General features: G+C 54.8%; 21 protein-coding genes and 7 tRNA genes. 3 read left to right on the top strand and 25 right to left on the bottom strand.

The genetic code is table 11. The annotated features are described in order from the left end of the window. The 4 genes from mrdA to ACERJC_RS01915 all read right to left on the bottom strand — a co-directional run bounded on the left by mrdA (position 1) and on the right by ACERJC_RS01915 (position 3,589). Positions 1 to 1,902, bottom strand: a complete 1,902-nt coding sequence (gene mrdA, locus ACERJC_RS01900; RefSeq protein WP_152405499.1) for a peptidoglycan DD-transpeptidase MrdA — start codon at positions 1,900 to 1,902, stop codon at positions 1 to 3. 29 nt (positions 1,903 to 1,931) lie between these two features. Further along, positions 1,932 to 2,399, bottom strand: a complete 468-nt coding sequence (gene rlmH, locus ACERJC_RS01905) for a 23S rRNA (pseudouridine(1915)-N(3))-methyltransferase RlmH (RefSeq protein WP_003022725.1) — start codon at positions 2,397 to 2,399, stop codon at positions 1,932 to 1,934. Positions 2,400 to 2,402: 3 nt separating this feature from the next. Then, on the bottom strand, positions 2,403 to 2,720 hold the full coding sequence (gene rsfS, locus ACERJC_RS01910) for a ribosome silencing factor (protein WP_012904988.1): 318 nt from the start codon (positions 2,718 to 2,720) through the stop codon (positions 2,403 to 2,405). A gap of 257 nt (positions 2,721 to 2,977) precedes the next feature. After that, positions 2,978 to 3,589: an adenosylcobalamin/alpha-ribazole phosphatase gene (locus ACERJC_RS01915; RefSeq protein WP_286632675.1), complete on the bottom strand. Its 612-nt coding sequence runs from the start codon at positions 3,587 to 3,589 to the stop codon at positions 2,978 to 2,980. Between the two features lie 97 nt (positions 3,590 to 3,686). Here ACERJC_RS01915 and cobD point away from each other — a divergent pair, with 97 nt between their 5' ends. After that, positions 3,687 to 4,772 carry a threonine-phosphate decarboxylase CobD gene (gene cobD, locus ACERJC_RS01920; protein WP_371895763.1) on the top strand — a complete coding sequence of 362 codons (1,086 nt, stop codon included), beginning with the start codon at positions 3,687 to 3,689 and terminating at the stop codon, positions 4,770 to 4,772. Here cobD and nadD read toward each other — a convergent pair. From nadD to leuS, 4 genes are read right to left on the bottom strand one after another with little or no spacing between them, the layout of a single operon-like run. Further along, the gene (gene nadD / locus ACERJC_RS01925; RefSeq protein WP_152406375.1) at positions 4,747 to 5,388 is read right to left on the bottom strand and encodes a nicotinate-nucleotide adenylyltransferase; all 642 of its coding nucleotides are present in this window, start codon (positions 5,386 to 5,388) and stop codon (positions 4,747 to 4,749) included. The genes cobD and nadD overlap by 26 nt on opposite strands. A gap of 1 nt (position 5,389) precedes the next feature. Further along, the gene (gene holA / locus ACERJC_RS01930) at positions 5,390 to 6,421 is read right to left on the bottom strand and encodes a DNA polymerase III subunit delta (RefSeq protein WP_152405496.1); all 1,032 of its coding nucleotides are present in this window, start codon (positions 6,419 to 6,421) and stop codon (positions 5,390 to 5,392) included. Continuing rightward, entirely contained in the window at positions 6,421 to 7,011 is a 591-nt protein-coding gene (lptE, locus tag ACERJC_RS01935) for an LPS assembly lipoprotein LptE (protein ID WP_152405495.1), read from the bottom strand. The genes holA and lptE overlap by 1 nt, the downstream gene beginning before the upstream one ends. Before the next feature lie 14 nt (positions 7,012 to 7,025). Continuing rightward, positions 7,026 to 9,608 (bottom strand): leucine--tRNA ligase, encoded by a 2,583-nt coding sequence (gene leuS / locus ACERJC_RS01940; RefSeq protein WP_373670902.1) that lies wholly within the window; start codon positions 9,606 to 9,608, stop codon positions 7,026 to 7,028. 235 nt (positions 9,609 to 9,843) lie between these two features. On the opposite strand from leuS, the gene ACERJC_RS01945 reads away from it, so the two are divergent. Continuing rightward, positions 9,844 to 10,326, top strand: a complete 483-nt coding sequence (locus tag ACERJC_RS01945) for a zinc ribbon-containing protein (RefSeq protein WP_042320694.1) — start codon at positions 9,844 to 9,846, stop codon at positions 10,324 to 10,326. Positions 10,327 to 10,415: 89 nt separating this feature from the next. Here the strand turns inward: ACERJC_RS01945 and rihA are convergent, their stop codons facing one another. The 10 genes from rihA to miaB form a co-directional block, all read right to left on the bottom strand. Then, positions 10,416 to 11,351, bottom strand: coding sequence for a pyrimidine-specific ribonucleoside hydrolase RihA (gene rihA, locus ACERJC_RS01950; protein ID WP_373670903.1), 936 nt, complete (start codon positions 11,349 to 11,351; stop codon positions 10,416 to 10,418). A gap of 116 nt (positions 11,352 to 11,467) precedes the next feature. Then, positions 11,468 to 12,193 carry a glutamate/aspartate ABC transporter ATP-binding protein GltL gene (gene gltL, locus ACERJC_RS01955; protein ID WP_043001415.1) on the bottom strand — a complete coding sequence of 242 codons (726 nt, stop codon included), beginning with the start codon at positions 12,191 to 12,193 and terminating at the stop codon, positions 11,468 to 11,470. Beyond that, the gene (gene gltK / locus ACERJC_RS01960) at positions 12,193 to 12,867 is read right to left on the bottom strand and encodes a glutamate/aspartate ABC transporter permease GltK (protein ID WP_152405492.1); all 675 of its coding nucleotides are present in this window, start codon (positions 12,865 to 12,867) and stop codon (positions 12,193 to 12,195) included. The genes gltL and gltK overlap by 1 nt, the downstream gene beginning before the upstream one ends. After that, entirely contained in the window at positions 12,867 to 13,607 is a 741-nt protein-coding gene (gltJ, locus tag ACERJC_RS01965; protein WP_286632679.1) for a glutamate/aspartate ABC transporter permease GltJ, read from the bottom strand. Before gltJ ends, gltK begins: the two co-directional genes overlap by 1 nt. 163 nt (positions 13,608 to 13,770) lie before the next feature. Beyond that, positions 13,771 to 14,679 (bottom strand): amino acid ABC transporter substrate-binding protein, encoded by a 909-nt coding sequence (locus ACERJC_RS01970; RefSeq protein WP_046477456.1) that lies wholly within the window; start codon positions 14,677 to 14,679, stop codon positions 13,771 to 13,773. Between the two features lie 426 nt (positions 14,680 to 15,105). Continuing rightward, a complete protein-coding gene (gene lnt, locus ACERJC_RS01975; RefSeq protein WP_373670904.1) occupies positions 15,106 to 16,644 on the bottom strand; it encodes an apolipoprotein N-acyltransferase in 1,539 nt (512 codons plus the stop codon). A 23-nt stretch (positions 16,645 to 16,667) separates the two neighbouring features. After that, positions 16,668 to 17,546 (bottom strand): CNNM family magnesium/cobalt transport protein CorC, encoded by an 879-nt coding sequence (gene corC, locus ACERJC_RS01980; protein ID WP_152405489.1) that lies wholly within the window; start codon positions 17,544 to 17,546, stop codon positions 16,668 to 16,670. A gap of 98 nt (positions 17,547 to 17,644) precedes the next feature. Then, positions 17,645 to 18,112: an rRNA maturation RNase YbeY gene (gene ybeY, locus ACERJC_RS01985; protein ID WP_152405488.1), complete on the bottom strand. Its 468-nt coding sequence runs from the start codon at positions 18,110 to 18,112 to the stop codon at positions 17,645 to 17,647. Then, on the bottom strand, positions 18,109 to 19,155 hold the full coding sequence (locus ACERJC_RS01990) for a PhoH family protein (RefSeq protein WP_042320685.1): 1,047 nt from the start codon (positions 19,153 to 19,155) through the stop codon (positions 18,109 to 18,111). Before ACERJC_RS01990 ends, ybeY begins: the two co-directional genes overlap by 4 nt. Before the next feature lie 210 nt (positions 19,156 to 19,365). Beyond that, the gene (gene miaB / locus ACERJC_RS01995) at positions 19,366 to 20,790 is read right to left on the bottom strand and encodes a tRNA (N6-isopentenyl adenosine(37)-C2)-methylthiotransferase MiaB (RefSeq protein ID WP_371895768.1); all 1,425 of its coding nucleotides are present in this window, start codon (positions 20,788 to 20,790) and stop codon (positions 19,366 to 19,368) included. Positions 20,791 to 20,935: 145 nt separating this feature from the next. Between miaB and ubiF the strand changes: the two genes are divergently transcribed. Beyond that, a complete protein-coding gene (ubiF, locus tag ACERJC_RS02000) occupies positions 20,936 to 22,111 on the top strand; it encodes a 3-demethoxyubiquinol 3-hydroxylase (RefSeq protein ID WP_373670905.1) in 1,176 nt (391 codons plus the stop codon). Positions 22,112 to 22,210: 99 nt separating this feature from the next. On the opposite strand, the gene ACERJC_RS02005 is transcribed toward ubiF, so the two are convergent. The 7 genes from ACERJC_RS02005 to ACERJC_RS02035 form a co-directional block, all read right to left on the bottom strand. After that, a tRNA-Gln gene (locus ACERJC_RS02005) sits at positions 22,211 to 22,285 on the bottom strand. A 52-nt stretch (positions 22,286 to 22,337) separates the two neighbouring features. Beyond that, positions 22,338 to 22,412, bottom strand: a tRNA-Gln gene (locus ACERJC_RS02010). Positions 22,413 to 22,459: 47 nt separating this feature from the next. Further along, positions 22,460 to 22,536 (bottom strand) — tRNA-Met (locus ACERJC_RS02015). A gap of 19 nt (positions 22,537 to 22,555) precedes the next feature. Further along, a tRNA-Gln gene (locus ACERJC_RS02020) sits at positions 22,556 to 22,630 on the bottom strand. 36 nt (positions 22,631 to 22,666) lie between these two features. Continuing rightward, positions 22,667 to 22,741, bottom strand: a tRNA-Gln gene (locus ACERJC_RS02025). A 23-nt stretch (positions 22,742 to 22,764) separates the two neighbouring features. Further along, positions 22,765 to 22,849, bottom strand: a tRNA-Leu gene (locus tag ACERJC_RS02030). A gap of 8 nt (positions 22,850 to 22,857) precedes the next feature. After that, positions 22,858 to 22,934: transfer RNA gene (locus ACERJC_RS02035), tRNA-Met, on the bottom strand. Positions 22,935 to 23,130 lie beyond the last annotated feature (196 nt).

Genomic DNA, 23,130 nt, shown 5'->3' on the forward strand with positions numbered 1-23,130 from the left:
TTATTGATCCTCCGCCGCTGCAACCGCCGGGTTTTCAGCTGGCAGATCGGTGTTGTTATCGCCCAACATGATGTGGTCAAGAATCTGACGCATAATGGTCCCCACCGCCGGGCCTGCCCCCCCGTTTTCCAGGATGATGGCGACTGCTACCTGCGGGTTGTTGTACGGCGCAAATGCAGTCATCAGTTTATGGTCACGCAGGCGCTCGGCAATTTTATGCGCGTTATAGGTTTCGTTGGCTTTCAGACCGAAGACCTGCGCGGTACCGGATTTAGCGGCAATTTTATACGGTGCGCTGGCAAAATATTTGTGCGCGGTCCCGTTGCCACGGTTGGCGACGCCATACATACCGTCTTTCGCCAGTTCCCAGTAACCAGAATGAATGTCGCCAACCGGTGGCTCCTGCGGCTGCACCCAGGGTACTTTTTTGCCGTCTTCTGCGGTGCTCATCAGCAGATGAGGCACCTTCACCACGCCGTCATTAATCAAAATCATCAGCGCCTTACTCATCTGAATCGGCGTTGCCGTCCAGTAGCCCTGACCAATACCGACCGGGATGGTATCGCCCTGATACCAGGGCTTTTTGAAGCGTTTGAGCTTCCACTCGCGGGTAGGCATGTTGCCGGAACGCTCTTCCGCCAGATCGATGCCGGTATAGTGACCGTAACCGAATTTGCCCATCCACTCAGAGAGGCGATCGATTCCCATGTCATAGGCGACCTGATAGAAGAAAGTATCTGCAGATTCTTCCAGCGATTTCGTGATATTCAGATGCCCGTGACCCCATTTCTTCCAGTCGCGATAGCGTTTTTCTGAACCGGGCAACTGCCACCAGCCTGGGTCAAACAGACTGGTATTGCGGGTGATGACGCCCGCGCTTAACGCAGACACCGCGACATACGGCTTCACCGTTGATGCTGGCGGATAAACCCCCTGCGTTGCGCGGTTGACCAGCGGCGTGTTCGGATCGTTGAGCAGACCGGCGTAATCTTTGCTGGAGATGCCGTCGACGAACAGGTTCGGGTCATAACTTGGCATAGAGACCAGCGCCAGCACGCCGCCGGTACGCGGGTCGGTGACCACCACGGCGGCGCGACTGCCGGCGAGCAGCGTTTCGATATACTGCTGCAGTTTGAGATCCAGCGTCAGGTAGATATCGTGTCCGGCCTGTGGCGGAACTTCCTTGAGCTGGCGGATAACGCGGCCACGGTTGTTGACTTCGACTTCCTCGTAGCCGGTCTGACCGTGCAGCACGTCTTCGTAGTAGCGCTCAATCCCCAGTTTCCCGATGTCATGGGTGGCAGCGTAGTTAGCCAGCTTGCCATCTTTATCCAGTCGCTCAACGTCTTTATCGTTAATCTTCGACACGTAGCCAATGACATGGGTGAGCGCAGAACCGTACGGGTAGAACCGGCGCTTATAGCCTTTTACTTCAACACCGGGGAAGCGGTACTGGTTAACGGCAAAACGCGCAACCTGGACTTCGGTCAGGTTAGTTTTGACGGCAATAGAGGTAAAGCGGTGTGAACGTGCGCGCTCTTTCTTGAATGCCGCAATATCGTCATCGGTCAGGTCGACGACGCTGCGCAGCGCATCCAGCGTTTGCTGCACGTTATCGACCTTCTCGGGCATCATTTCGATCTGGTAAATGGTACGGTTCAGGGCGAGAGGAATGCCGTTACGGTCATAAATGATGCCGCGGCTGGGGGCGATGGGCACCAGCTTAATCCGGTTTTCATTCGAGCGAGTCTGGTAATCGGTAAAACGGACAATCTGCAGATTATACAGGTTGGCGATAAGCACGCCGGTGAGCAGTAAGATACCCAAAAAAGCGACCAGCGCCCGGCGCACAAATAGCGCGGACTCAGCCGTATAGTCGCGAAAAGAATTCTGTAATTTCATCCGCTGCTTAGTCTACTCAAGCTCAGTGATCACTCACGGTGATAAGGGTGATTAGTGGTAATGCTCCACGCCCGATACAGGCTCTCTGCCACCAGCACCCGGACAAGCGGATGAGGAAGTGTTAGCGCAGAGAGCGACCAACTTTGTTCTGCCGCTGCTTTACAGGCAGGGGATAATCCCTCCGGCCCGCCGATTAACAGGCTGACATCACGACCGTCCAGTTTCCAGCGTTCCAGTTCGGTTGCCAGTTGCGGCGTGTCCCAGGGCTTACCGGGAATATCCAGGGTGACAATGCGATTTTTGCCTGCGGCAGCCAGCATCTGTTCACCCTCTTTGTCGAGAATACGCTTGATGTCCGCGTTCTTGCCGCGTTTGCCGGCCGGAATTTCGATCAGCTCAAAAGGCATGTCTTTGGGAAAACGCCGCAGGTACTCGGTAAAACCGGTTTGTACCCAGTCGGGCATTTTCGTGCCTACCGCGACAAGTTGAAGCTTCACGCATTAACTCCAGAGTTTTTCCAGCTCATACAGGCGACGGCTCTCTTCCTGCATAACATGGACAATCACTTCACCCAGGTCAACGACGATCCAGTCGGCGACGCTTTCACCTTCCACACCCAACGGCAGCATTCCCGCAGCGCGAGATTCCTGAACGACGTGGTCAGCAATAGACATGACGTGACGGCTGGAAGTGCCGGTACAGATGATCATGCAGTCGGTGATACTGGATTTGCCCTGAACGTCTAAGGCGATGATGTCCTGACCTTTAAGGTCATCAATTTTGTCGATTACAAAATCCTGGAGTGCTTTACCCTGCAAGTTTTCCCCCTGGGTGCATGAATGAGTATTAATAAGCCTGTCAGTATACCTGAACCCACCGTCCTTTCGGGACAAATGTCACCGACGGTTTTTGAAAGTGGGCTATCATCCCACCCCATGCAACAGAATGCATCGCCATTTTTGTAAAACAATTTCTGCAAAACGCTGAAGGGCGGGGAAAGTCTGGCAGCGGAGAATAGCAGCCTGTCCTGGCGTGTCAATGGGCGGAACGTTTCTGGCGATAAAAAACAGACATTTTACTCGCCAGGTGTCCATATCGCTCTGCTGTTGAGAACCCGAAGCGTGGCAAAATCGCCAGTAAAATCAATGGCGCTCCAGCAGCCTTGCTCAACGCGAAAATGCCACATCGCGGCGGCGGGTAAGGCAAGCAGCCGGGCAATCAGCAGGCTGAGGACGCCCTGATGGCTGACCATTAGCACATGCGCATGGTGCTGATAATCGGCAAGAAATGCGATCGCCTGCTCAACGCGCCGGGCGAAGGCCTGAAACCCTTCTCCATTGGTGGGAACGGCATTTTGCCAGTCGTTGCACCAGGCCGCATAGTTCTCGGCATCTTCGTGGGTCAGATCCCGGTGATGGCGCATCTCCCAATCGCCAAAGAACATCTCATTGAGCTCGGGCTTCACCTGCAGCGGCAGTTCACGCCCCTGAAGCACTAAACGCGCCGTGTGCTGAGCGCGTTCCAGCTCGCTACACAGCACCTGCTCAAAGGGAACCTGGCTGAGCAGTGTATTCAGCGTTTGCGCCTGCGCAACGCCGCGCCCGGTCAACGGCGTGGGAGCATGACCACTGTACAATCCCGCCACATTGGCTTCGGTTTCACCATGACGAACTAACCAGAGTCGCATTTTCCCCTCGTGATACGTATTCGCGCAAAACATGATATTCGCCCTGAATGCGCGCGCTATTTTCTCTAAAATAGCCTCTTTTGCCAGGAGCGGCACAATGTCTCTATTCAAAAGCGCCCACGGCGGTAACATCCGTGAGGCTGCCGAACTCCTCGGGATCTCGCCCGAGAAGCTGCTGGATTTTAGCGCGAATATTAATCCACTGGGTATGCCCGAAACGGTAAAACGCGCCATCGTCGACAATTTACGCCTTGCCGAGCGTTATCCCGACGTCGATTACCGCCATTTGCACCAGGCGCTGGCCCGACATCATCAGGTGCCAGCCGGTTGGATCCTCGCCGGCAACGGTGAGACCGAGTCAATCTTTACCCTGGTGAACGGTTTGCAACCGCGTCGGGCGATGATCGTCACACCAGGATTTGCCGAATACCAGCGTGCGTTACAGTGGGGTGAATGCGTCATCGATACGTTCGCGCTGCGTGAAGAGGACGGCTGGCAGTTGACCGGGGCGATCCTCGATGCCTTGACGGCTGAACTGGACTGTCTGTTTTTGTGCACACCTAACAATCCCACCGGATTACTGCCGGAACGGGGGTTACTCGAAGCGATTGCCGGGCGCTGCCGGGCGCTGAATATTGCGCTGATTCTTGATGAGGCGTTTATCGATTTTATTGCCGACGAGGCGGGGTTTATTCCACTGCTACAGAATAACCCGCATATCTGGGTTCTGCGTTCGCTGACAAAATTCTATGCTATCCCGGGGCTGCGGTTGGGGTATCTCATCAACAGCGATGAGCAGGCGGTGGCGGCGATGAGGGCGCGACAGATGCCGTGGTCGATCAACGCCTTTGCCGCGCTGGCAGGGGAACAGGTTCTGGAGGATACCGCCTATCAACAAGCGACATGGCAGTGGCTGCGGGAAGAGGGCGGACGCTTTTATCAGCAACTGTGCGCGCTGCCAGGGCTGACGGTGTATCCCGGCCAGGCGAATTATCTCCTGCTGCGCAGTGAAACCGATCTTCAGCGTGCTTTGCTGGCGCGGCATATTCTGATCCGCAGTTGCGCCAATTACCCTGGTCTTGATGGACGCTATTTCCGTGTGGCAATACGTAGTCGGGAAGAGAACAACCGCCTGCTGGCGGCGTTAACCGAGGCGCTTAGCGATACAACCCGTGTTGATTGATATAGTCCAGCACGGCTTGCGGCATCAGGTCGTCGCACGGCTCACCGTTTTCCAGCCGTTCGCGGATGATCGTGGCGGAAATATTGAACCACGGCGTTTCGGCGAGGTAAATTTTCCCGGCTGGCAGCAGGTGCAGATCGTCCGGCGTATTCGTCAAATGCTGATCCAGCCAGTGCTGATGCTGTTCCTGCGCCATTTCGAGCGGGTAGCCGGGACGGCGGCAGACAATCAGATGGGTATTGTCGAGAATCGTTTCGTAGTCATGCCAGGTCGGGAAGGTCAGTAATGAGTCCTGGCCAATGATAAACGCCAGCGGGACATCCGGACCTTGTTCTTCACGCCAGGCCTTCAGCGTTTGCGCCGTATAGGAGGGCGTGTCGTGCCGCAGTTCGCGCTCATCGAGGATAAACAGCGGCTTGTCGGCAATCGCCAGTTCAAGCATGGTTTTTCGCTGTGCACTGGTCGCCTCCGGCTGCGGGCGATGAGGGGGAACATTATTGGGCATCACGATGACCCGCGACAGACCAATCAGATTGGCCAGCGTTTCCACGGGCTTGAGGTGACCATAGTGCACCGGATCAAAGGTGCCGCCAAAGAGAGCCTGTAACGATTTCATATCAGCCATCAATAAAAACTTCAGCCAGCGCTTTGTGGCAAATCAGCAGTGAGAGCCCTTCAAGCTCTGCCCAGACCGACTGGCCATAGTCCTGCTTCAGCGTTAATTCCGTACGTGTCAGTAATTGCACCGCCTGACGTAACTGCGCCGGACTAAGCCGGTTCAGCGCATCGCCAATCATGCCACGGCGGTTTTGCCAGACGCGGTGCTTATCAAAGAGCGTGCGCAGCGGGGTGTGGGCCGACTGGCGTTTTAGCGTGACCAGCAGCAACAGCTCACGTTGCAGGGTGCGCAGCAAAATAACCGGTTCGCTGCCTTCCAGACGTAACTGTTGAAGAATGTGCAGTGCGCGCTTACTTTTGCCCATGACCAGCGCATCCACCCAATGGAACGGGGTGAAGTGGGCGGCGTCGTTAACGGCCTGCTCGACGCGGGGCAGGGTGAGCTTACCGTCTGGCCACAATAAGGATAAACGTTCCAGCGCCTGCGCCAAAGCCAGCAGGTTACCTTCATAGCAATAGCACAATAGTTGATTCGCCGCGTCGTCCAGTTGCAAATTATTTTGCTTTGCGCGCGCCGCTACCCAACGGGGAAGTTGCGCCTGTTCCGGCGTCTGGCAACTGACCTGTACGCTTCGCTCGGCCAGCGCGCTAAACCAGCCGGCATTTTCTTGCGCCTTACTGAGCTTATTTCCGCGCACGATCAGCAGCAGATCGTCATGCAGCAACTGAACCAGCGTAACCAGTTGTTCATTAATGGCGGCATTCGGGCCATTTTCGGGCAGTAACAACAGCAGCGTCTGACGACTGGCGAACAGGCTCATTGCCTGGCATTGCGAGAACAACGCGTTCCAGTCGGTATTATTGTCGAGAGTAAAAGTATGGTGTTCGTCGAACCCCTGAGTTGCCGCAACCTGACGGATGGCGTCCTGGCTTTCCTGCAACAACAAAGGATCGTTTCCGAGTAGCAGATACGCCGCGCGCAACCCTTCAGAGAGTTGCGCGCGGAGTTGTTCAGGGTACAACCGAATCATCAGTTACCCAGCGTGCTGGAGACACGCGTTGAAGAGGAAGCGGGAGCCGCTTCTTTATCGTCAACGGCAACCTCTTCTTGCGATGAGAGACGATCGGCAGCATGTACGCTTGGCAGTTTACGAATCAACTGTTCCGCCGCTCTGTCGTACATCTCTTTGATGATCATATCCTGCTCGTTATCTTTCGCCAGCGCCATCTGCGGGTTGTCGAAGAACGAACGGAATACCCGGACGCTGATAGGATAAATATCGTGACCAGGAATCAACACCGACGCACTGACCGTCATAATCATCTGATATTCCGCAGTCTGACCATTCTGGAAGACAGACGCGGTATCTTTCGAAATACTGACCCGACCCAGACGTAAAGACGGTACGTCTTTACGCAGCGTACTCTTATCCAGTAGCTCAATATCATTCAGACGCAGTTGATTACGCACTGCACGGCTTAACGGACCATTCGGATCCCCCGTGTCCAGAATCATGGTTTTCATTGTGTCCGGAACCTGCGTGGTATTGCGCAGGTGCCAGCCACACCCGGCGGTGGTTAACACCGCCAGAGATAACAACAATGTTGCCAGATATCGCACGCTTCCTCCCGCGCTTAGCCAACGACCAGATTGAGGAGTTTACCCGGCACGTAAATCACTTTACGTACGGTAACGCCATCAAGATATTTTGCGACCAGATGTTCCTGGCCCGCGCGTTCACGAACCTGTTCTTCTGTCGCATTCACCGGAACGGTGATTTTGCCACGCACCTTGCCGTTAACCTGGACTACAACCAGCGTGGAGTCTTCGACCATTGCGGCGTCGTCCGCGACCGGCCACGGCGCGTTGTCGATGTCGCTTTCGCCCTTCAGCGCCTGCCACAGCGTAAAGCAAACGTGTGGGGTGAACGGGTTAAGCATCCGCACCACCGCCAGCAGGGCTTCCTGCATCAGCGCGCGATCCTGCTCGTCATCCTGCGGGGCTTTCGCCAGCTTGTTCATCAGCTCCATCACGGCGGCAATCGCGGTGTTGAAGGTCTGACGGCGGCCGATATCATCGGTCACTTTGGCGATAGTCTTGTGAACATCGCGACGCAGCGCTTTCTGATCTTCCGTCAGCGCGTCAACGTTCAGCGGCGCAACATCGCCACGGGAAGTGTGTTCGTACACCAGTTTCCAGACACGTTTCAGGAAGCGGTTAGCGCCTTCCACGCCGGACTCCTGCCATTCCAGCGTCATATCAGCCGGAGAGGCGAACATCATAAACAGACGCACGGTATCCGCGCCGTAACGTTCAACCATCACCTGCGGGTCGATACCGTTGTTTTTCGACTTGGACATTTTGCTCATGCCGGTATACACCAGTTCATGGCCCGCCGCGTCTTTCGCCTTCACGATGCGACCTTTCTCGTCGCGTTCAACGATCGCATCCACCGGGGAAACCCAGTTACGCTCGCCGCTTTCGCCGACATAGTAGAACGCATCCGCCAGTACCATTCCCTGACACAGCAGCTGTTTTGCCGGTTCGTCAGAGTTCACCATGCCAGCATCGCGCATCAGTTTGTGGAAGAAGCGGAAGTAGAGCAGGTGCATGATGGCGTGTTCGATACCGCCAATGTAAATATCTACCGGCAGCCAGTAGTTTGCCGCGTTTGAATCCAGCATCCCTTCCTGATACTGCGGGCAGGTGTAGCGCGCATAGTACCAGGAGGACTCCATAAAGGTGTCGAAGGTGTCGGTTTCACGCAGCGCAGGCTGGCCGTTAACGGTGGTTTTTGCCCACTCAGGATCGGCTTTGATCGGACTGGTAATACCGTCCATCACAACATCTTCCGGCAGGATCACCGGCAGTTGATCTTCCGGCGTCGGCAGCACGGTGCCGTCTTCCAGTGTGACCATCGGGATCGGTGCGCCCCAGTAACGCTGACGAGAAACGCCCCAGTCGCGCAGACGGTAGTTGATCTTACGCTCGCCGACACCTTTCGCTGCCAGCTTATCGGCAATGGCGTTAAAGGCCGCTTCGAAAGCCAGACCGTCAAACTCGCCGGAGTTAAACAGGACGCCTTTGTCGGTCATCGCCTGTTCGGAAAGATCCGGCTCAGAGCCGTCGGCTGCCAGGATAACCGGCTTAATGGTTAAGCCGTATTTGGTGGCAAATTCGTAGTCGCGCTGATCGTGACCCGGTACGGCCATAACCGCGCCGGTGCCGTATTCCATCAGCACAAAGTTAGCCGCCCAGACCGGGATCGCTTCGCCGGTTAAGGGGTGAACCGCTTTAAAGCCGGTGTCGACGCCTTTTTTCTCCATGGTCGCCATGTCGGCTTCGGCCACTTTGGTGTTACGGCATTCGTCGATAAAGGCCGCCAGTTCAGGATTGCTCTCTGCCGCTTTCTGCGCCAGCGGGTGACCGGCGGCAACCGCCAGATAGGTGGCACCCATAAAGGTGTCCGGGCGGGTCGTGTAGACGGTCAGCGTGTTGTCATAACCGTTCACATTAAAGGTGATTTCCACGCCTTCAGAACGGCCAATCCAGTTGCGCTGCATCGTTTTCACGGTGTCAGGCCAGTGGTCCAGCTTATCCAAATCATTGAGCAGTTCGTCGGCATAGGCGGTGATTTTAATAAACCACTGCGGGATCTCTTTACGCTCAACTTTGGTGTCGCAGCGCCAGCAGCAGCCGTCGATAACCTGTTCGTTCGCCAGTACGGTTTGATCGTTCGGGCACCAGTTGACGGCTGAGGTTTTCTTATAGACCAGACCTTTTTTGTACAGCTCAGTGAAGAATTTCTGCTCCCAGCGATAGTATTCCGGGGTGCAGGTCGCCAGTTCACGGCTCCAGTCATAGCCAAAGCCCAGCATTTTGAGCTGGTTCTTCATGTAGGCGATATTGTCGTAGGTCCACGGTGCCGGCGCGGTGTTGTTTTTCACCGCCGCGCCTTCTGCAGGCAGGCCGAAGGCGTCCCAGCCGATAGGCTGCAGCACGTTTTTGCCCAGCATGCGTTGATAACGAGCGATCACGTCACCGATGGTGTAGTTACGTACGTGGCCCATGTGTAGTCGACCAGAAGGATAGGGAAGCATAGACAGGCAGTAATACTTCTCTTTGCTCTCGTCTTCGGTAACTTCAAATGTGCGCTTCTCATCCCAGTGAAGCTGTACTTTGGATTCTATCTCTTCCGGGCGGTATTGCTCTTGCATGGCAGCCAGTGGTCCTGTTTTCAATACAGCTACAAACGTAGCTTTCGATGTGGTGTTTCAGATCCGCATAGCATAGCCCAAACGCCCGCGTCAAAACAGCCTTTCGCGCATTCAGGTTCGAATTCACGCCATGACAATCCTTGCACGAATTTACACACTCTGTGGGCAGTCTTGCAAAGCGCGGCCTAAATAACGTCTATTATTATAGACAGTTAACGACCCAGGAGGCGAAACGATGAACAAGGTTGCTCAATATTACCGTGAACTGGTGGCGTCATTAAGTGAACGTCTGCGCAATGGCGAGCGCGATATCGATGCGCTGGTGGAACAGGCGCGGCAGCGGGTTTTGCAGGCCGGGGAGTTAACGCGAACCGAAGTGGACGAACTGACACGCGCCGTCAGGCGTGACCTGGAAGAGTTCGCCGTGAGCTATGAGGAGAGTCAGGAAGAGGAATCCGACAGCGTCTTTATGCGGGTGATCAAAGAGAGCCTGTGGCAGGAGCTGGCGGATATCACGGACAAAACGCAGCTTGAATGGCGCGAAGTCTTTCAGGACCTGAGTCATCACGGGGTCTATCACAGCGGCGAAGTGGTGGGGTTGGGCAATCTGGTCTGCGAGAAGTGCCATTTTCACTTGGCGGTGTATACGCCGGACGTGCTGCCATTGTGTCCAAAATGCGGACACGACCAGTTCCAGCGTCGACCGTTTGAACCGTAATATAGCCTGATGGCGATGCTGACGCATCTTATCCGGCCTACGGTGACTATTATGTAGGCCGGATAAGCGTCAGCGCCATCTGGCATTGATCACGCGTAAAACGTTAGCCGTTCTGCCAGCAGATCAACAAACCCCTGGCGATCCACATCCACCATTACCGTGGCGTTGGGTGCTTTGCCCGTCAGGAAGTAATAGTCCACCACGGTCATCCCCTGGGTATATTTCCCCTGCGTTTCCACGCCAACCCAGCGTTCGACGGTGGTAAACAGTTCGGGTTTTAGCAGCCAGGCGATGGTGCACGGGTCATGTAGCGGCGCGCCGGTGAATCCCCATTTCTCGTCTTTATGATACTCAAGGAAGAAATCGAGTAGCTCCGCAACGATAGTGGAAACCGGGTTGCCAATAGCGCGGAAGCGTTCGGTATCTTCGACGTGAATTTGCGCTTTATGTGTGACGTCCAGGCCAGCCATCACCACCGGAATGCCTGACTGGAAGACGATCTCAGCGGCTTCTGGGTCAACATAGATATTGAATTCGGCGGCAGGCGTCCAGTTGCCGAGCCCCATTGCACCGCCCATGATCACGATGCGAGCGATTTTGTCATGCAGTTCAGGATGGCTGTTCAGCAACAGCGCAACGTTGGTTTGCGGCCCGGTAGAGACGAGGGTGACCGGCTGTGTGCTCTCGCGCAGCGTCTTCGCCATCAGCTCAACGGCGGTACAGGCCTGAGGCGCAAAGGTGGGTTCCGGCAGCGCCGGGCCATCCAGTCCGCTTTCGCCGTGGACGTTATCGGCAATGATTAGCTCGCGCATCAAGGGTTTCACTGCGCCGCCCGCTACCGGAATGTCCGTGCGGTTCAGTAACGTCAGCATCCGTAATACGTTACGCAGCGTTTTATCGGGTGTCTGGTTGCCTGCGGATGAGGTGATGGCTTTAACGTCAAGTTCCGGTGAGGCGAGGGCGAGAACAATTGCGATAGCGTCATCATGACCCGGGTCGCAATCTAATAGAATTGGCAGTGCCATTGTTGCTCCTTATGAATGCTACTTTGCGGCAAGGGTAACGCCGGGATAAAAATGATTCGAGGAGCGAGACAAGAAAGCGTGAAATGGCGCGCATTCTGACATGCGCGCCGGAAAAGTTAATGCAGGATTTTGGCGAGGAAGTCTTTTGCACGTTCGGATTTCGGGTTGGCGAAGAACTCCTCTTTCGGCGAGTCCTCAACGATTTTCCCCTCGTCCATAAAGATCACACGATTCGCCACTTTGCGCGCAAAGCCCATTTCATGGGTCACCACCATCATGGTCATCCCTTCATTGGCCAGTTCAACCATAACGTCCAGTACTTCGTTGATCATTTCCGGATCGAGCGCAGAGGTGGGTTCATCGAACAGCATGGCGATAGGATCCATACATAGCGCGCGGGCTATCGCCACACGCTGCTGCTGGCCGCCGGAAAGTTGGGCCGGATACTTATTGGCATGCGCGGCAAGGCCTACGCGTTCCAACAACTTCTGCGCTTTTTCGCGCGCCGGGGCTTTATCACGCTTCAGCACTTTCACCTGCGCCAGAGTCAGGTTTTCGATAATCGACAGATGCGGGAACAGCTCAAAGTGCTGGAACACCATCCCGACGCGAGAACGTAACTTCGCCAGATCGGTTTTTTTGTCATTGACCATAATGCCGTTTACGGTGATTTCACCTTTTTGTACCGGCTCCAGACCGTTAACGGTTTTGATCAGCGTGGATTTTCCGGAACCCGACGGGCCGCAGACCACCACCACTTCCCCTTTTTTCACTTCCGTGGAGCAGTCGGTCAGCACCTGAAAGTGACCATACCATTTAGAAACATTTTTCAGGGTAATCATTAAACTGTCCTTTTCTTCAAATAGCTGACCAACAACGACGCGCTCAGGCTGATAACAAAGTAGACGGCTCCGGCAAACAGGATCATTTCGACCTGTGTACCATCACGCTCGCCAATAGTAGAAGCGGTACGGAAGAAATCCGCGAGGCTTAAGACGTACACCAGGGAGGTATCCTGGAACAAGACGATGCCCTGTGTAAGCAGCAACGGCACCATCGCGCGAAACGCCTGCGGCAGAATGATGAGCTTCATTGACTGCCAGTGGGTCATGCCCAGCGCCAGCGCCGCGCTTGATTGTCCGCGGGAAATGCTCTGGATACCCGCACGGATAATCTCGGAGTAATAAGCGGCTTCAAACATCGAAAAGGCGACCATCGCCGAAATCAGGCGAATATCGGTTTTCGGTGACAGCCCCAGAACGTCCTGCAGTAATCCCGGTACGATCAGGTAGAACCACAGCAGTACCATCACCAGCGGGATGGAGCGGAATACGTTAACGTACGCTTTAGCAAACCAGGCGACAGGCGCGAAGCTGGAAAGGCGCATGACCGCAAGCAACGTTCCCCAGACAATACCGATGACCACCGCTGTCAGGGTAATCTTCAGCGTGATGAGCAGTCCGTCCAGCAGATACGGCAGGGAAGGGACAATAGAACTCCAGTCGAACTCGTACATTATTTGCCTCCCAGATTGCCAGGCAGGCGGATTTTACGTTCCACCAGACTCATCACCAGCATGATGAAGGCATTAATCAACACGTACGCCACGGTGATGGCGGTAAACGATTCCCAGGCATGCGCCGAGTAATCCAGCAGCTTACCGGCTTGCGCTGCCATATCGACCAGACCGATGGTGGAGGCGATGGCGGAGTTTTTCACCAGGTTCATCATCTCAGAGGTCATCGGCGGGACGATCACGCGATAGGCGTTAGGCAACAGCACGTAGCGATATGCCTGCGGCAGGGTCAGCCCCATCGCCAGTGCCGCGTTTTTCTGGCCGCGCGGCAGTGACTGAATGGCGGCGCGAACCTGTTCGCAGACGCGTGCTGCGGTGAAAAGCCCCAGACAGAGCATGGAAGAGACGAAGAACTGAATGTTGGGATCCAGTTCCGCTTTAAACCACATGCCGAGATCTTCCGGCAGCAGTTCAGGCACGACCAGGTACCAGGTGAAGAACTGGACGATCAGCGGAACGTTGCGGAACAGTTCTACATAAAGGGTGCCGAGCCCGGAAAGGAAGCGATTCGGGACGGTGCGTAAAATGCCGAACAAAGAACCGACCAGGAAGGCAATGATCCAGGCGGTGATGGATAAGGCGACGGTGACCTGAAAGCCGCTCCAGAGCCAGCCGAGATAGGTGGTGTTGCCGAATGGGGCTTGTTGTAAAAAAATACCCCAGTTCCAGTCTATTGACATACATCTACTCCGAAAAAATAAGGGTAGCAGCGCTACCCTCGAAGATTGTTATCCAGCGTACTTCGGTTTTCAGACCTGATGGGGAACGACCATCAGGCCTATAGTCTGTCCGTGCTGTATAGCAATCGAGAGGGCAAGGAGTCCCCGCCCCATTTAGTTTTAATTAGTTAAGTGCTTTATCATTCGGTTCTTTGAACAGCGCCTGCATTTCGTTCGACAGTTCGAAATTCATGTTCAGGTTTTTTGGTGGGATCGGGTTTTTGAACCACTTATCAAACCATTTCGCGGCTTCACCTGAGGTCTGCGCCTGGGCGATGGTGTCATCCATCAGCTTTTTGAATTCAGGATCGTCTTTGCGCAGCATGCAGCCGTAGGCTTCCTGAGACTGTGGTTTGCCGACGATTTCCCAGTTATCTGGTTTCTTCGCCTTCGCACGCTCACCGGCCAGCAGGGCATCATCCATCATAAAGGCAACGGCGCGACCGCTTTCCAGAGTACGGAAAGAGTCACCGTGGTCTTTAGCGCTGATGATACGCATGTCCATTTTTTGTTCGTCGTTCAGCTTGTGCAGCAGAATTTCAGAGGTGGTTCCTGAGGTCACAACAACCGCTTTGCCTTTCAGGTCCGCGAAGTCTTTAATGTCGCCGCCTTTTTTCGCCAGCAGGCGGGTGCCGACGACAAAGATGGTGTCAGAGAAGGCGGCCTGTTTCTGGCGTTCAAGGTTGTTAGTGGTGGAACCGCACTCAAAGTCGAAGGTGCCGTTTTGCAGCAGCGGAATACGGTTCTGAGAGGTAATCGGGATCAGCTTAACCTGCAGATCGGGCTTGTTGAGTTTCTTCTTCACGGCTTCAACGATGGCGTTGGAGTAATCCTGAGAATAACCCACCACTTTCTGCTGATTGTCGTAATAAGAGAACGGCACGGAGGATTCACGGTGACCGACGACGATAACGCCGTTTTTGGCGATCTTGTCGAGCGTGCTGCCTGCGGCTGGCGCTGCGTCTTCCGCGTGTACCAGACCGGCTGACAGTCCCATAACCAGCATTGCTGTGGCTAGCTTACGTAATTGCATATCCAACTCCTTATCGTCTGCGCCGTCGACGCAGTGATACTTATTGTGAGTGTCTGTGTTGTTATCACCTGCAACTTAAGCGTGCAGTGTTTTACCTGTTTGTTAACATTTAGTCTGGCTTAATGTAAAGATTTTGCTGCGTTATTGTTTATTTTTGCGAAGTGCGCCGCACCGTTTAGAGGCAAAAATCTCTCATTGCACCGTTTCGGTGCTACCAGTGAACTGCTTTAGTGCGACTAAGTTGCGCTGAACGTCAAAAACAGGTTTGCCTTGTTTAACAAAGCAATGAGCGTGCCAGAATGGAAGAAGGGAGGGAGAATGGTAGTTTGTAGGCCTGATAAGCGTAGCGCCATCAGGCACGAAGTGGCACAACCGCCGGATGGCGGCGTACCGCCTTATCCGGCCTACATTTGATGGTGCACTGTGTTATCTGCGACGTTGACGCAAACTCATTAACACGGCGGCAAAACCGAACAGCGCGGTAATGAACCACAGCGGCCAGTTGCCGGTTCGGGCGTACGGCGTTAAGCCTGTCGTTGGCGTCACATCGGCGGTCAATACCTGACGGGTAAACTGCGGGATCATCGCCTGAATCTCACCCTGTGGACCAATCACCGCCGTAATACCGTTATTGGTACTGCGCAGCAGCGGTCGCGCCAGTTCCAGGGAACGCATCCGCGCCATCTGGAAGTGCTGCCACGGGCCAATCGACTTACCAAACCAGGCATCGTTGGAGATGGTCAGCAGATAGTCCGTATCCGGGCGGAAGTTATCGCGCACCTGTTCACCCAGGATTATCTCGTAGCAAATCGCGGCGGTCAGCGCTAAACCATGCGCATGCAGCTGCGGTTGAACATACGGACCACGGCTGAACGAGGACATCGGCAGGTCAAAGAACGGCGCTAACGGGCGCAGAATGGATTCCAGCGGCACAAACTCACCAAACGGTACCAGATGGTTTTTGTTGTAGCGGTTGGTTGAGTCATAGCGGTAAGGATTGTCTTTCCCCAGCGTGATAATGGTGTTGTAGGTGTCATAGCGGTTCTGTTTGTTCAGCCGCGCATCGACAATACCGGTAATCAGCGAGCTGTTCTTCGCACGCAGCAAATCGTCCATCATGCCCAGAAAACGCTGCTGGTTGATCTCCAGATCCGGAATAGCGGATTCCGGCCAGATGATCAGCTGCGATTTCCCCATTTCGGGCTGCGTCGCATCCAGATAGGTCTTAAGCGTATTCAGCAAATGACCTTCTTCCCACTTCAACGACTGTGGGATATCACCCTGAACCATCGACACCCGGGTCGTTCTTTCCGGCTCCAGCGTGTACCACTGGATATAGCGCAGCGGGAAGGGGAGTGCGAAAAGGATAACGGCGACCACCAGCGGACGCCAGTTACGGCTGACCAGCGAGAGGACCAGCAGTCCGCTGACCATCATCAGCAGGAAGTTAATGGCTTCGACACCCATTACCGGTGCCAGGCCTTTCAGCGGGCCGTCGATCTGGCTGTAGCCAAACTGCAGCCACGGAAATCCGGTCAGTACCCAGCCACGCAGGAATTCGGTTAGCTGCCAGACCACCGGCGCGGCAATGGCAACCCGCAGCCAGCTGGTTTTCGGCCACAGATGCGCCAGTACGCCGGCAAACAGTCCGGTATACAGAGAAAGATACGCCGCGAGCAGCACGACAAGGAAAACGTTCACCGGGCCTGGCATGCCGCCAAACTGCGCGATACTGACGTAAACCCAGTTGATTCCCGTCCCGAAGAGTCCCAGTCCCCAGAAGTAGCCAATAGCGGCTGACTGGCGCGGGCGACGATTCAGGGTTAATGCCTGCAAGCCCATCAGCGACACAATCGCCGCGGGCCAGATGTCATAAGGAGAAAAAGCCAGCGTTCCGCAGGCGCCGAATAATAACGCCAGCAGCAGGCGAATGCGCTGGCGTTCAATTAATGAGGCAAAAGCCATTGAGTTCTTCTTCCCGTTCGGTGTTATTCGTCCAGTGTTGGCTGGGGGGAGTCATCCGGAATTCTGACGTGAACCTGAATAATACGACGGCTGTCGGCCATTGCCACTTTGAACTGGTAACCATCGATATCAATCGTTTCACCACGTGCGGGCAAGTGACCAAACGCCTGCATCACCAGACCACCGATGGTATCGACCTCTTCGTCACTAAAGCTGGTGCCGAAGGCTTCATTGAAGTCTTCGATCGGCGCGAGCGCGCGAATGGTCCAGGTGTGGCGACTGAGTTGGCGGAAGTCGATATCATCTTCTTCATCGTACTCATCTTCGATTTCACCGACGATAAGCTCCAGGATGTCTTCAATGGTCACCAGACCGGAGACACCACCAAATTCGTCGATGACGATAGCCATATGGTAACGCTGGGAGCGAAACTCTTTGAGCATACGGTCAACGCGTTTGCTCTCCGGGACGACAACGGCCTGGCGTAACACTTTCTCCATGCTGAAGGCATCGGCATCGCTGCGCATAAACGGCAGCAAATCCTTGGCCATCAGAATCCCTTCAATGTGATCTTTGTCCTCGCTTATCACCGGAAAACGCGAGTGGGCAGACTCGATAATGACATCGAGGCATTCGTCCAGCGTCTGGTTGCGTTTCAGGGTAATCATCTGGGAGCGGGGAATCATGATGTCGCGAACGCGCTGGTCCGCAATGTCCATCACCCCTTCGAGCATGTCGCGCGTATCTTCATCGATAAGGTCGTTCTGCCCGGAATCACGGATCAGCGCCAGCAGTTCATCACGGTTTTTCGGTTCACCGTGGAAAAGTTGGCTCAGTAACAGGGAAAAAAATCCCTTCTTGTTGCTTAACGTGTCACTACTGTGTGAATTGTCGTCGCTCATGGCGTCGTATGGGTTCTCTTGTTAGTTAATCTCTTGCTCAGTGCGCGCAAACTCAGCGCACGGCAGCACTGGAAACCACCGGGCATTCGCCCGGTCGCTTATTCCTTCTCGGCAATGTACGGATCCTCATAGCCCAGAGCAAGCATAATCTCTGTCTCGAGGGCTTCCATCTCTTCAGCCTCGTCATCTTCGATATGATCGTAACCCAGCAAATGCAGGCTGCCGTGGACGACCATGTGCGCCCAGTGGGCATCCAGCGGCTTGCCTTGCTCCTGCGCTTCTTGTTCAACGACCTGACGACAGATGACCAAATCGCCGAGCAGCGGTAGTTCAATACCTGGCGGGGCTTCAAACGGGAAAGAGAGCACGTTGGTCGGTTTATCTTTCCCGCGGTAGGTCAGATTGAGATCGTGGCTTTCGGCTTCATCCACCAGGCGAATCGTCACTTCTGATTCTTCCTGAAATTGCGGAATGACCGCATTCAGCCAGGTCTGAAACCGGCTCTCTTCTGGCAAACCGCTGTGGTTCTCACATGCCAGTTGCAAATCAAGGATCACCTGACTCATTTCTGTTCCTGTTCCTGAGCTTCACGCTTGCGCTCTGCAGCAAGCTCAGCTTTACGTTTTTGTTCGGCTTCTTCCCATGCTTCATAGGCGTTAACGATGCGGGCAACCACCGGATGGCGCACGACGTCTTCACTGTGGAAGAAGTTAAAGCTGATTTCTTCGACTTCCGCCAGTACCTCAACGGCATGGCGCAGGCCCGATTTAATGTTGCGCGGCAGGTCAATCTGCGTGACGTCGCCGGTAATTACCGCCTTCGAGTTAAAGCCGATACGAGTCAGGAACATCTTCATCTGTTCGATGGTGGTGTTCTGGCTCTCATCAAGAATGATAAAGGCATCGTTTAGCGTACGGCCGCGCATATAGGCCAGCGGAGCCACTTCAATCACGTTGCGCTCAATCAGCTTTTCGACTTTCTCGAAGCCGAGCATTTCAAACAGCGCGTCATACAGTGGGCGCAGGTACGGATCAACCTTCTGACTCAGATCGCCCGGCAGGAAACCCAGCTTTTCACCCGCTTCGACCGCCGGACGGGTCAGCAGAATACGGCGGATCTCCTGACGCTCCAGCGCATCCACGGCAGCGGCAACGGCGAGGTAGGTTTTCCCCGTACCGGCAGGACCGACGCCAAAGGTGATGTCATGGTCGAGAATGTTGGCGATGTACTGTGCCTGGTTAGGCGTACGCGGTTTAATCACGCCACGCTTGGTTTTGATATTGACCGCTTTGCCGAACTCGGGGACGCTCTCGGCGCTTTGCTCAAGCACGCGTGCTTCTTTAATCGCGAGGTGGATTTGTTCCGGTTCGATATCCTGCGTCTGGCCGCGCATTGGCGCGGTATCGACGTACAGGCTGCGTAAAATATCCGCCGCAGCGGTGATGCAAATCGGGCGACCGGTCAGTTTAAAATGGTTGTCACGGCGGTTAATCTCGATGCCGAGACGGCGTTCCAGCTGTTTAATGTTGTCATCAAACGGGCCGCAAAGGCTCAGCAGACGGGCGTTATCTGCCGGCTCAAGGGTAATTTCGCGAGTGTCTGTGTTCAAACTGTTCCTCTTATGCATAGGGAGCCGGAAGATGAACATTCACCGGCCTGTCAGGAAATTATTCACGCCACGGGGTAAAGGCGCAAGCACTGGTATCAAGATGGGGGCGTAGAGAGGAAATACAAGAGCCTTATCGGGCCTATGAAGCGTCGTGCTCCAGTAGGCCCGATAAGCGCAGCGCCATCGGGAATTTTGACGTTTTGAGCAGAATTAAGGCTGGTAGAATCCAACGCCAATCTCATTTTCTTTACGGGTACGGGCAATCACCGATTCCGGGGTTTCTGCGATGCGCAGCCCCATTTCGTCTTCGGTGCGCACCACTTTCCCGCGCAGTGAGTTGGTCCAGACGTCGGTGATTTCCACATCGACAAATTTACCGATCATCTCCGGTGCGCCTTCGAAGTTCACCACGCGATTATTTTCGGTACGGCCAGACAGCTCCATGATGCTCTTACGCGACGTTCCTTCCACCAGAATACGCTGAACGGTGCCGAGCATGCGACGACTCCAGGCCATCGCCTGCTGGTTAATGCGATCCTGCAAAATATACAGACGCTGCTTCTTCTCTTCTTCCGGCACGTCATCCACCATATCGGCGGCTGGCGTTCCCGGACGTGCAGAGAAGATAAAGCTGTAGCTCATGTCGAAATTGACGTCGGCAATCAGCTTCATGGTCTGCTCGAAGTCCTGGGTAGTCTCACCCGGGAAACCAACAATGAAGTCGGAGCTTATCTGAATGTCTGGACGCGCCGCACGCAGCTTACGGATAATGGCTTTATATTCCAGCGCCGTGTGGGTACGTCCCATCAGGTTCAGCACGCGATCCGAACCGCTCTGTACCGGCAGGTGCAGGAAGCTCACCAGCTCCGGCGTATCGCGATAGACGTCGATGATGTCGTCGGTGAATTCGATCGGATGGCTGGTGGTGAAGCGGATGCGGTCAATGCCATCAATGGCGGCAACCAGACGCAGCAGGTCGGCGAACGAGCCGGTGGTGCCGTCGTAGTTTTGTCCGCGCCAGGCGTTAACGTTCTGGCCGAGCAGATTGACTTCACGCACGCCCTGAGCGGCAAGCTGGGCGATTTCAAACAGGATGTCATCAGACGGGCGGCTGACTTCCTCACCACGGGTGTAAGGCACCACGCAGTAAGTACAATATTTGTTGCAGCCTTCCATAATTGAGACAAAGGCGGTCGGACCTTCCGCGCGCGGTTCCGGCAGGCGGTCAAACTTCTCGATCTCCGGGAAGCTGATGTCAACAACCGGACTACGGTTGCCGCGAACGGAGTTAATCATTTCTGGCAGGCGGTGCAACGTTTGCGGCCCAAAGATGATATCGACATAGTGCGCGCGCTGGCGAATGTGGTCACCTTCCTGAGATGCCACACAGCCGCCGACGCCGATAATCAGATCGGGATTTTTCTCTTTTAAGAGTTTCCAGCGACCCAACTGATGGAAGACTTTTTCCTGAGCCTTCTCGCGGATTGAGCAGGTATTCAGCAGCAGCACATCCGCTTCTTCCGCCACGTCGGTCAGTTGATACCCGTGAGTGGCATCCAGCAGATCGGCCATCTTCGATGAATCGTATTCGTTCATCTGACAGCCCCAGGTTTTAATATGGAGTTTTTTGGTCATCGACTTGCTCTTGCGAAATAGTGGCTGAATTGCAGGGCGCATAGTGTAATGCTTTGCTGCCCTGGTGACCAGTATGACCGTTATCAGCCTCAAGGGGTAAAAAATCCTGTAAACTTACACAATACATGTAACAGGATGATTGACCATGACAAATCAACCAACGGAAATTGCCATTGTCGGCGGGGGGATGGTCGGTGGCGCGCTGGCGCTGGGGCTGGCACAGCATGGATTTACGGTCACCGTGATCGAACATGCCGCGCCTGCGCCGTTTGTCGCAAACAGCCAGCCGGATGTGCGTATTTCGGCGATCAGCGCGGCCTCAGTTTCTCTACTGAAAGGGCTTGGCGTCTGGGATGTTGTGCAGGGGATGCGCAGTCATCCGTATCGGCGGCTGGAAACCTGGGAGTGGGAAAACGCGCATGTGGTGTTTGATGCCAGCGAACTGAAGCTGCCACTGCTTGGGTATATGGTCGAGAACAACGTTCTGCAACAGGCGCTCTGGCAGGCGCTGGAAGTACACCCTAAAGTGACGCTGCGGGTTCCGGCCTCGCTGATTGCGCTGCATCGTCATAACGATCGTCATGAGCTGGAACTGGCGGGTGGCGAACGAGTCACCGCCAAACTGGTGATTGGCGCGGATGGCGCAAATTCGCAGGTGCGGCAGATGGCTGGCATCGGCATTCACGCCTGGCAGTATGCGCAATCCTGCATGCTGATTACCGTGCAGTGCGAGAACGACCCTGGCGACAGTACCTGGCAGCAGTTCACCCCAGACGGCCCGCGCGCGTTTCTGCCTTTGTTCGACCACTGGGCGTCGCTGGTGTGGTATGACTCACCGGCGCGGATCCGTCAGTTGCAGGGGCTGAATATGTCGCAGCTTCAGACGGAGATCGCAAAGCACTTCCCGACACGTCTGGGACAGGTGATGCCCGTCGCAGCAGGCGCGTTTCCGCTGACGCGTCGTCACGCCCTGCAATATGTGCAGCCGGGTCTGGCGCTGGTTGGTGATGCGGCGCACACCATCCATCCGCTGGCCGGGCAGGGGGTTAATCTGGGCTATCGCGATGTGGATGTATTGATCGATGTATTGATTAATGCCCGCAGTTATGGCGAGTCCTGGGCGAGCCAGCCGGTACTGAAGCGTTATCAGACCCGACGCATGGCGGATAACTTCATCATGCAAAGCGGGATGGATCTGTTCTACGCCGGATTCAGCAATGACCTGCAGCCGCTGCGGATTATCCGCAACCTCGGGCTGATGGCGGCAGAACGCGCCGGGGTACTTAAGCGCCAGGCGCTGAAATACGCATTAGGGTTGTAATTTTAATCCAGGCCTACGATCGTAGGCCTGATAAGCGTAGCGCCATCAGGCAATAAACGCAGAAAAGCAAAAAGCCCGCCGAAGCGAGCTTTTCTAATGTGGCTGGGGTACGAGGATTCGAACCTCGGAATGCCGGAATCAGAATCCGGTGCCTTACCGCTTGGCGATACCCCAATTTAAAATTTCAGGCACTTCTTGCATTCACATCGTGAACGTCTTGCAAATTTGGCTGGGGTACGAGGATTCGAACCTCGGAATGCCGGAATCAGAATCCGGTGCCTTACCGCTTGGCGATACCCCAACAAATTGTTTTTGAACCCGTCAAAACGAACTAACGTGTTCTGAATATGGTGGCTACGACGGGATTCGAACCTGTGACCCCATCATTATGAGTGATGTGCTCTAACCAACTGAGCTACGTAGCCAGATACTGCATTTCTTCGATGGCTGGGGTACCTGGATTCGAACCAGGGAATGCCGGTATCAAAAACCGGTGCCTTACCGCTTGGCGATACCCCAATGACCGTCGCGGCAATCCGCAAACTCGAAGAAAGATGGCTGGGGTACCTGGATTCGAACCAGGGAATGCCGGTATCAAAAACCGGTGCCTTACCGCTTGGCGATACCCCATCCGTGCAACGCTTTTATGGGAATGGTGCGGGAGGCGAGACTTGAACTCGCACACCTTGCGGCGCCAGAACCTAAATCTGGTGCGTCTACCAATTTCGCCACTCCCGCAAAAAAGATGGTGGCTACGACGGGATTCGAACCTGTGACCCCATCATTATGAGTGATGTGCTCTAACCAACTGAGCTACGTAGCCCTCTTTTTTCGCGCGTTACCTTATCGGCGTTGCGGGGCGCATTATGCGTATTGAGCCTTGAAGCGTCAACCCCTTTTTCATCGAAAACGGCCGGAATGTGACTGTTTGGTTAGGTTGCGAACAGCGTGACGCAATATTCGGCAATTATTGGTTATTAATCGCTTTCTGAACTGTTTTTCACGATCAAAAAAGGGCC

This window comes from Citrobacter telavivensis (assembly GCF_041807075.1).
Taxonomy (GTDB): Bacteria; Pseudomonadota; Gammaproteobacteria; order Enterobacterales; family Enterobacteriaceae; genus Citrobacter_A; species Citrobacter_A telavivensis.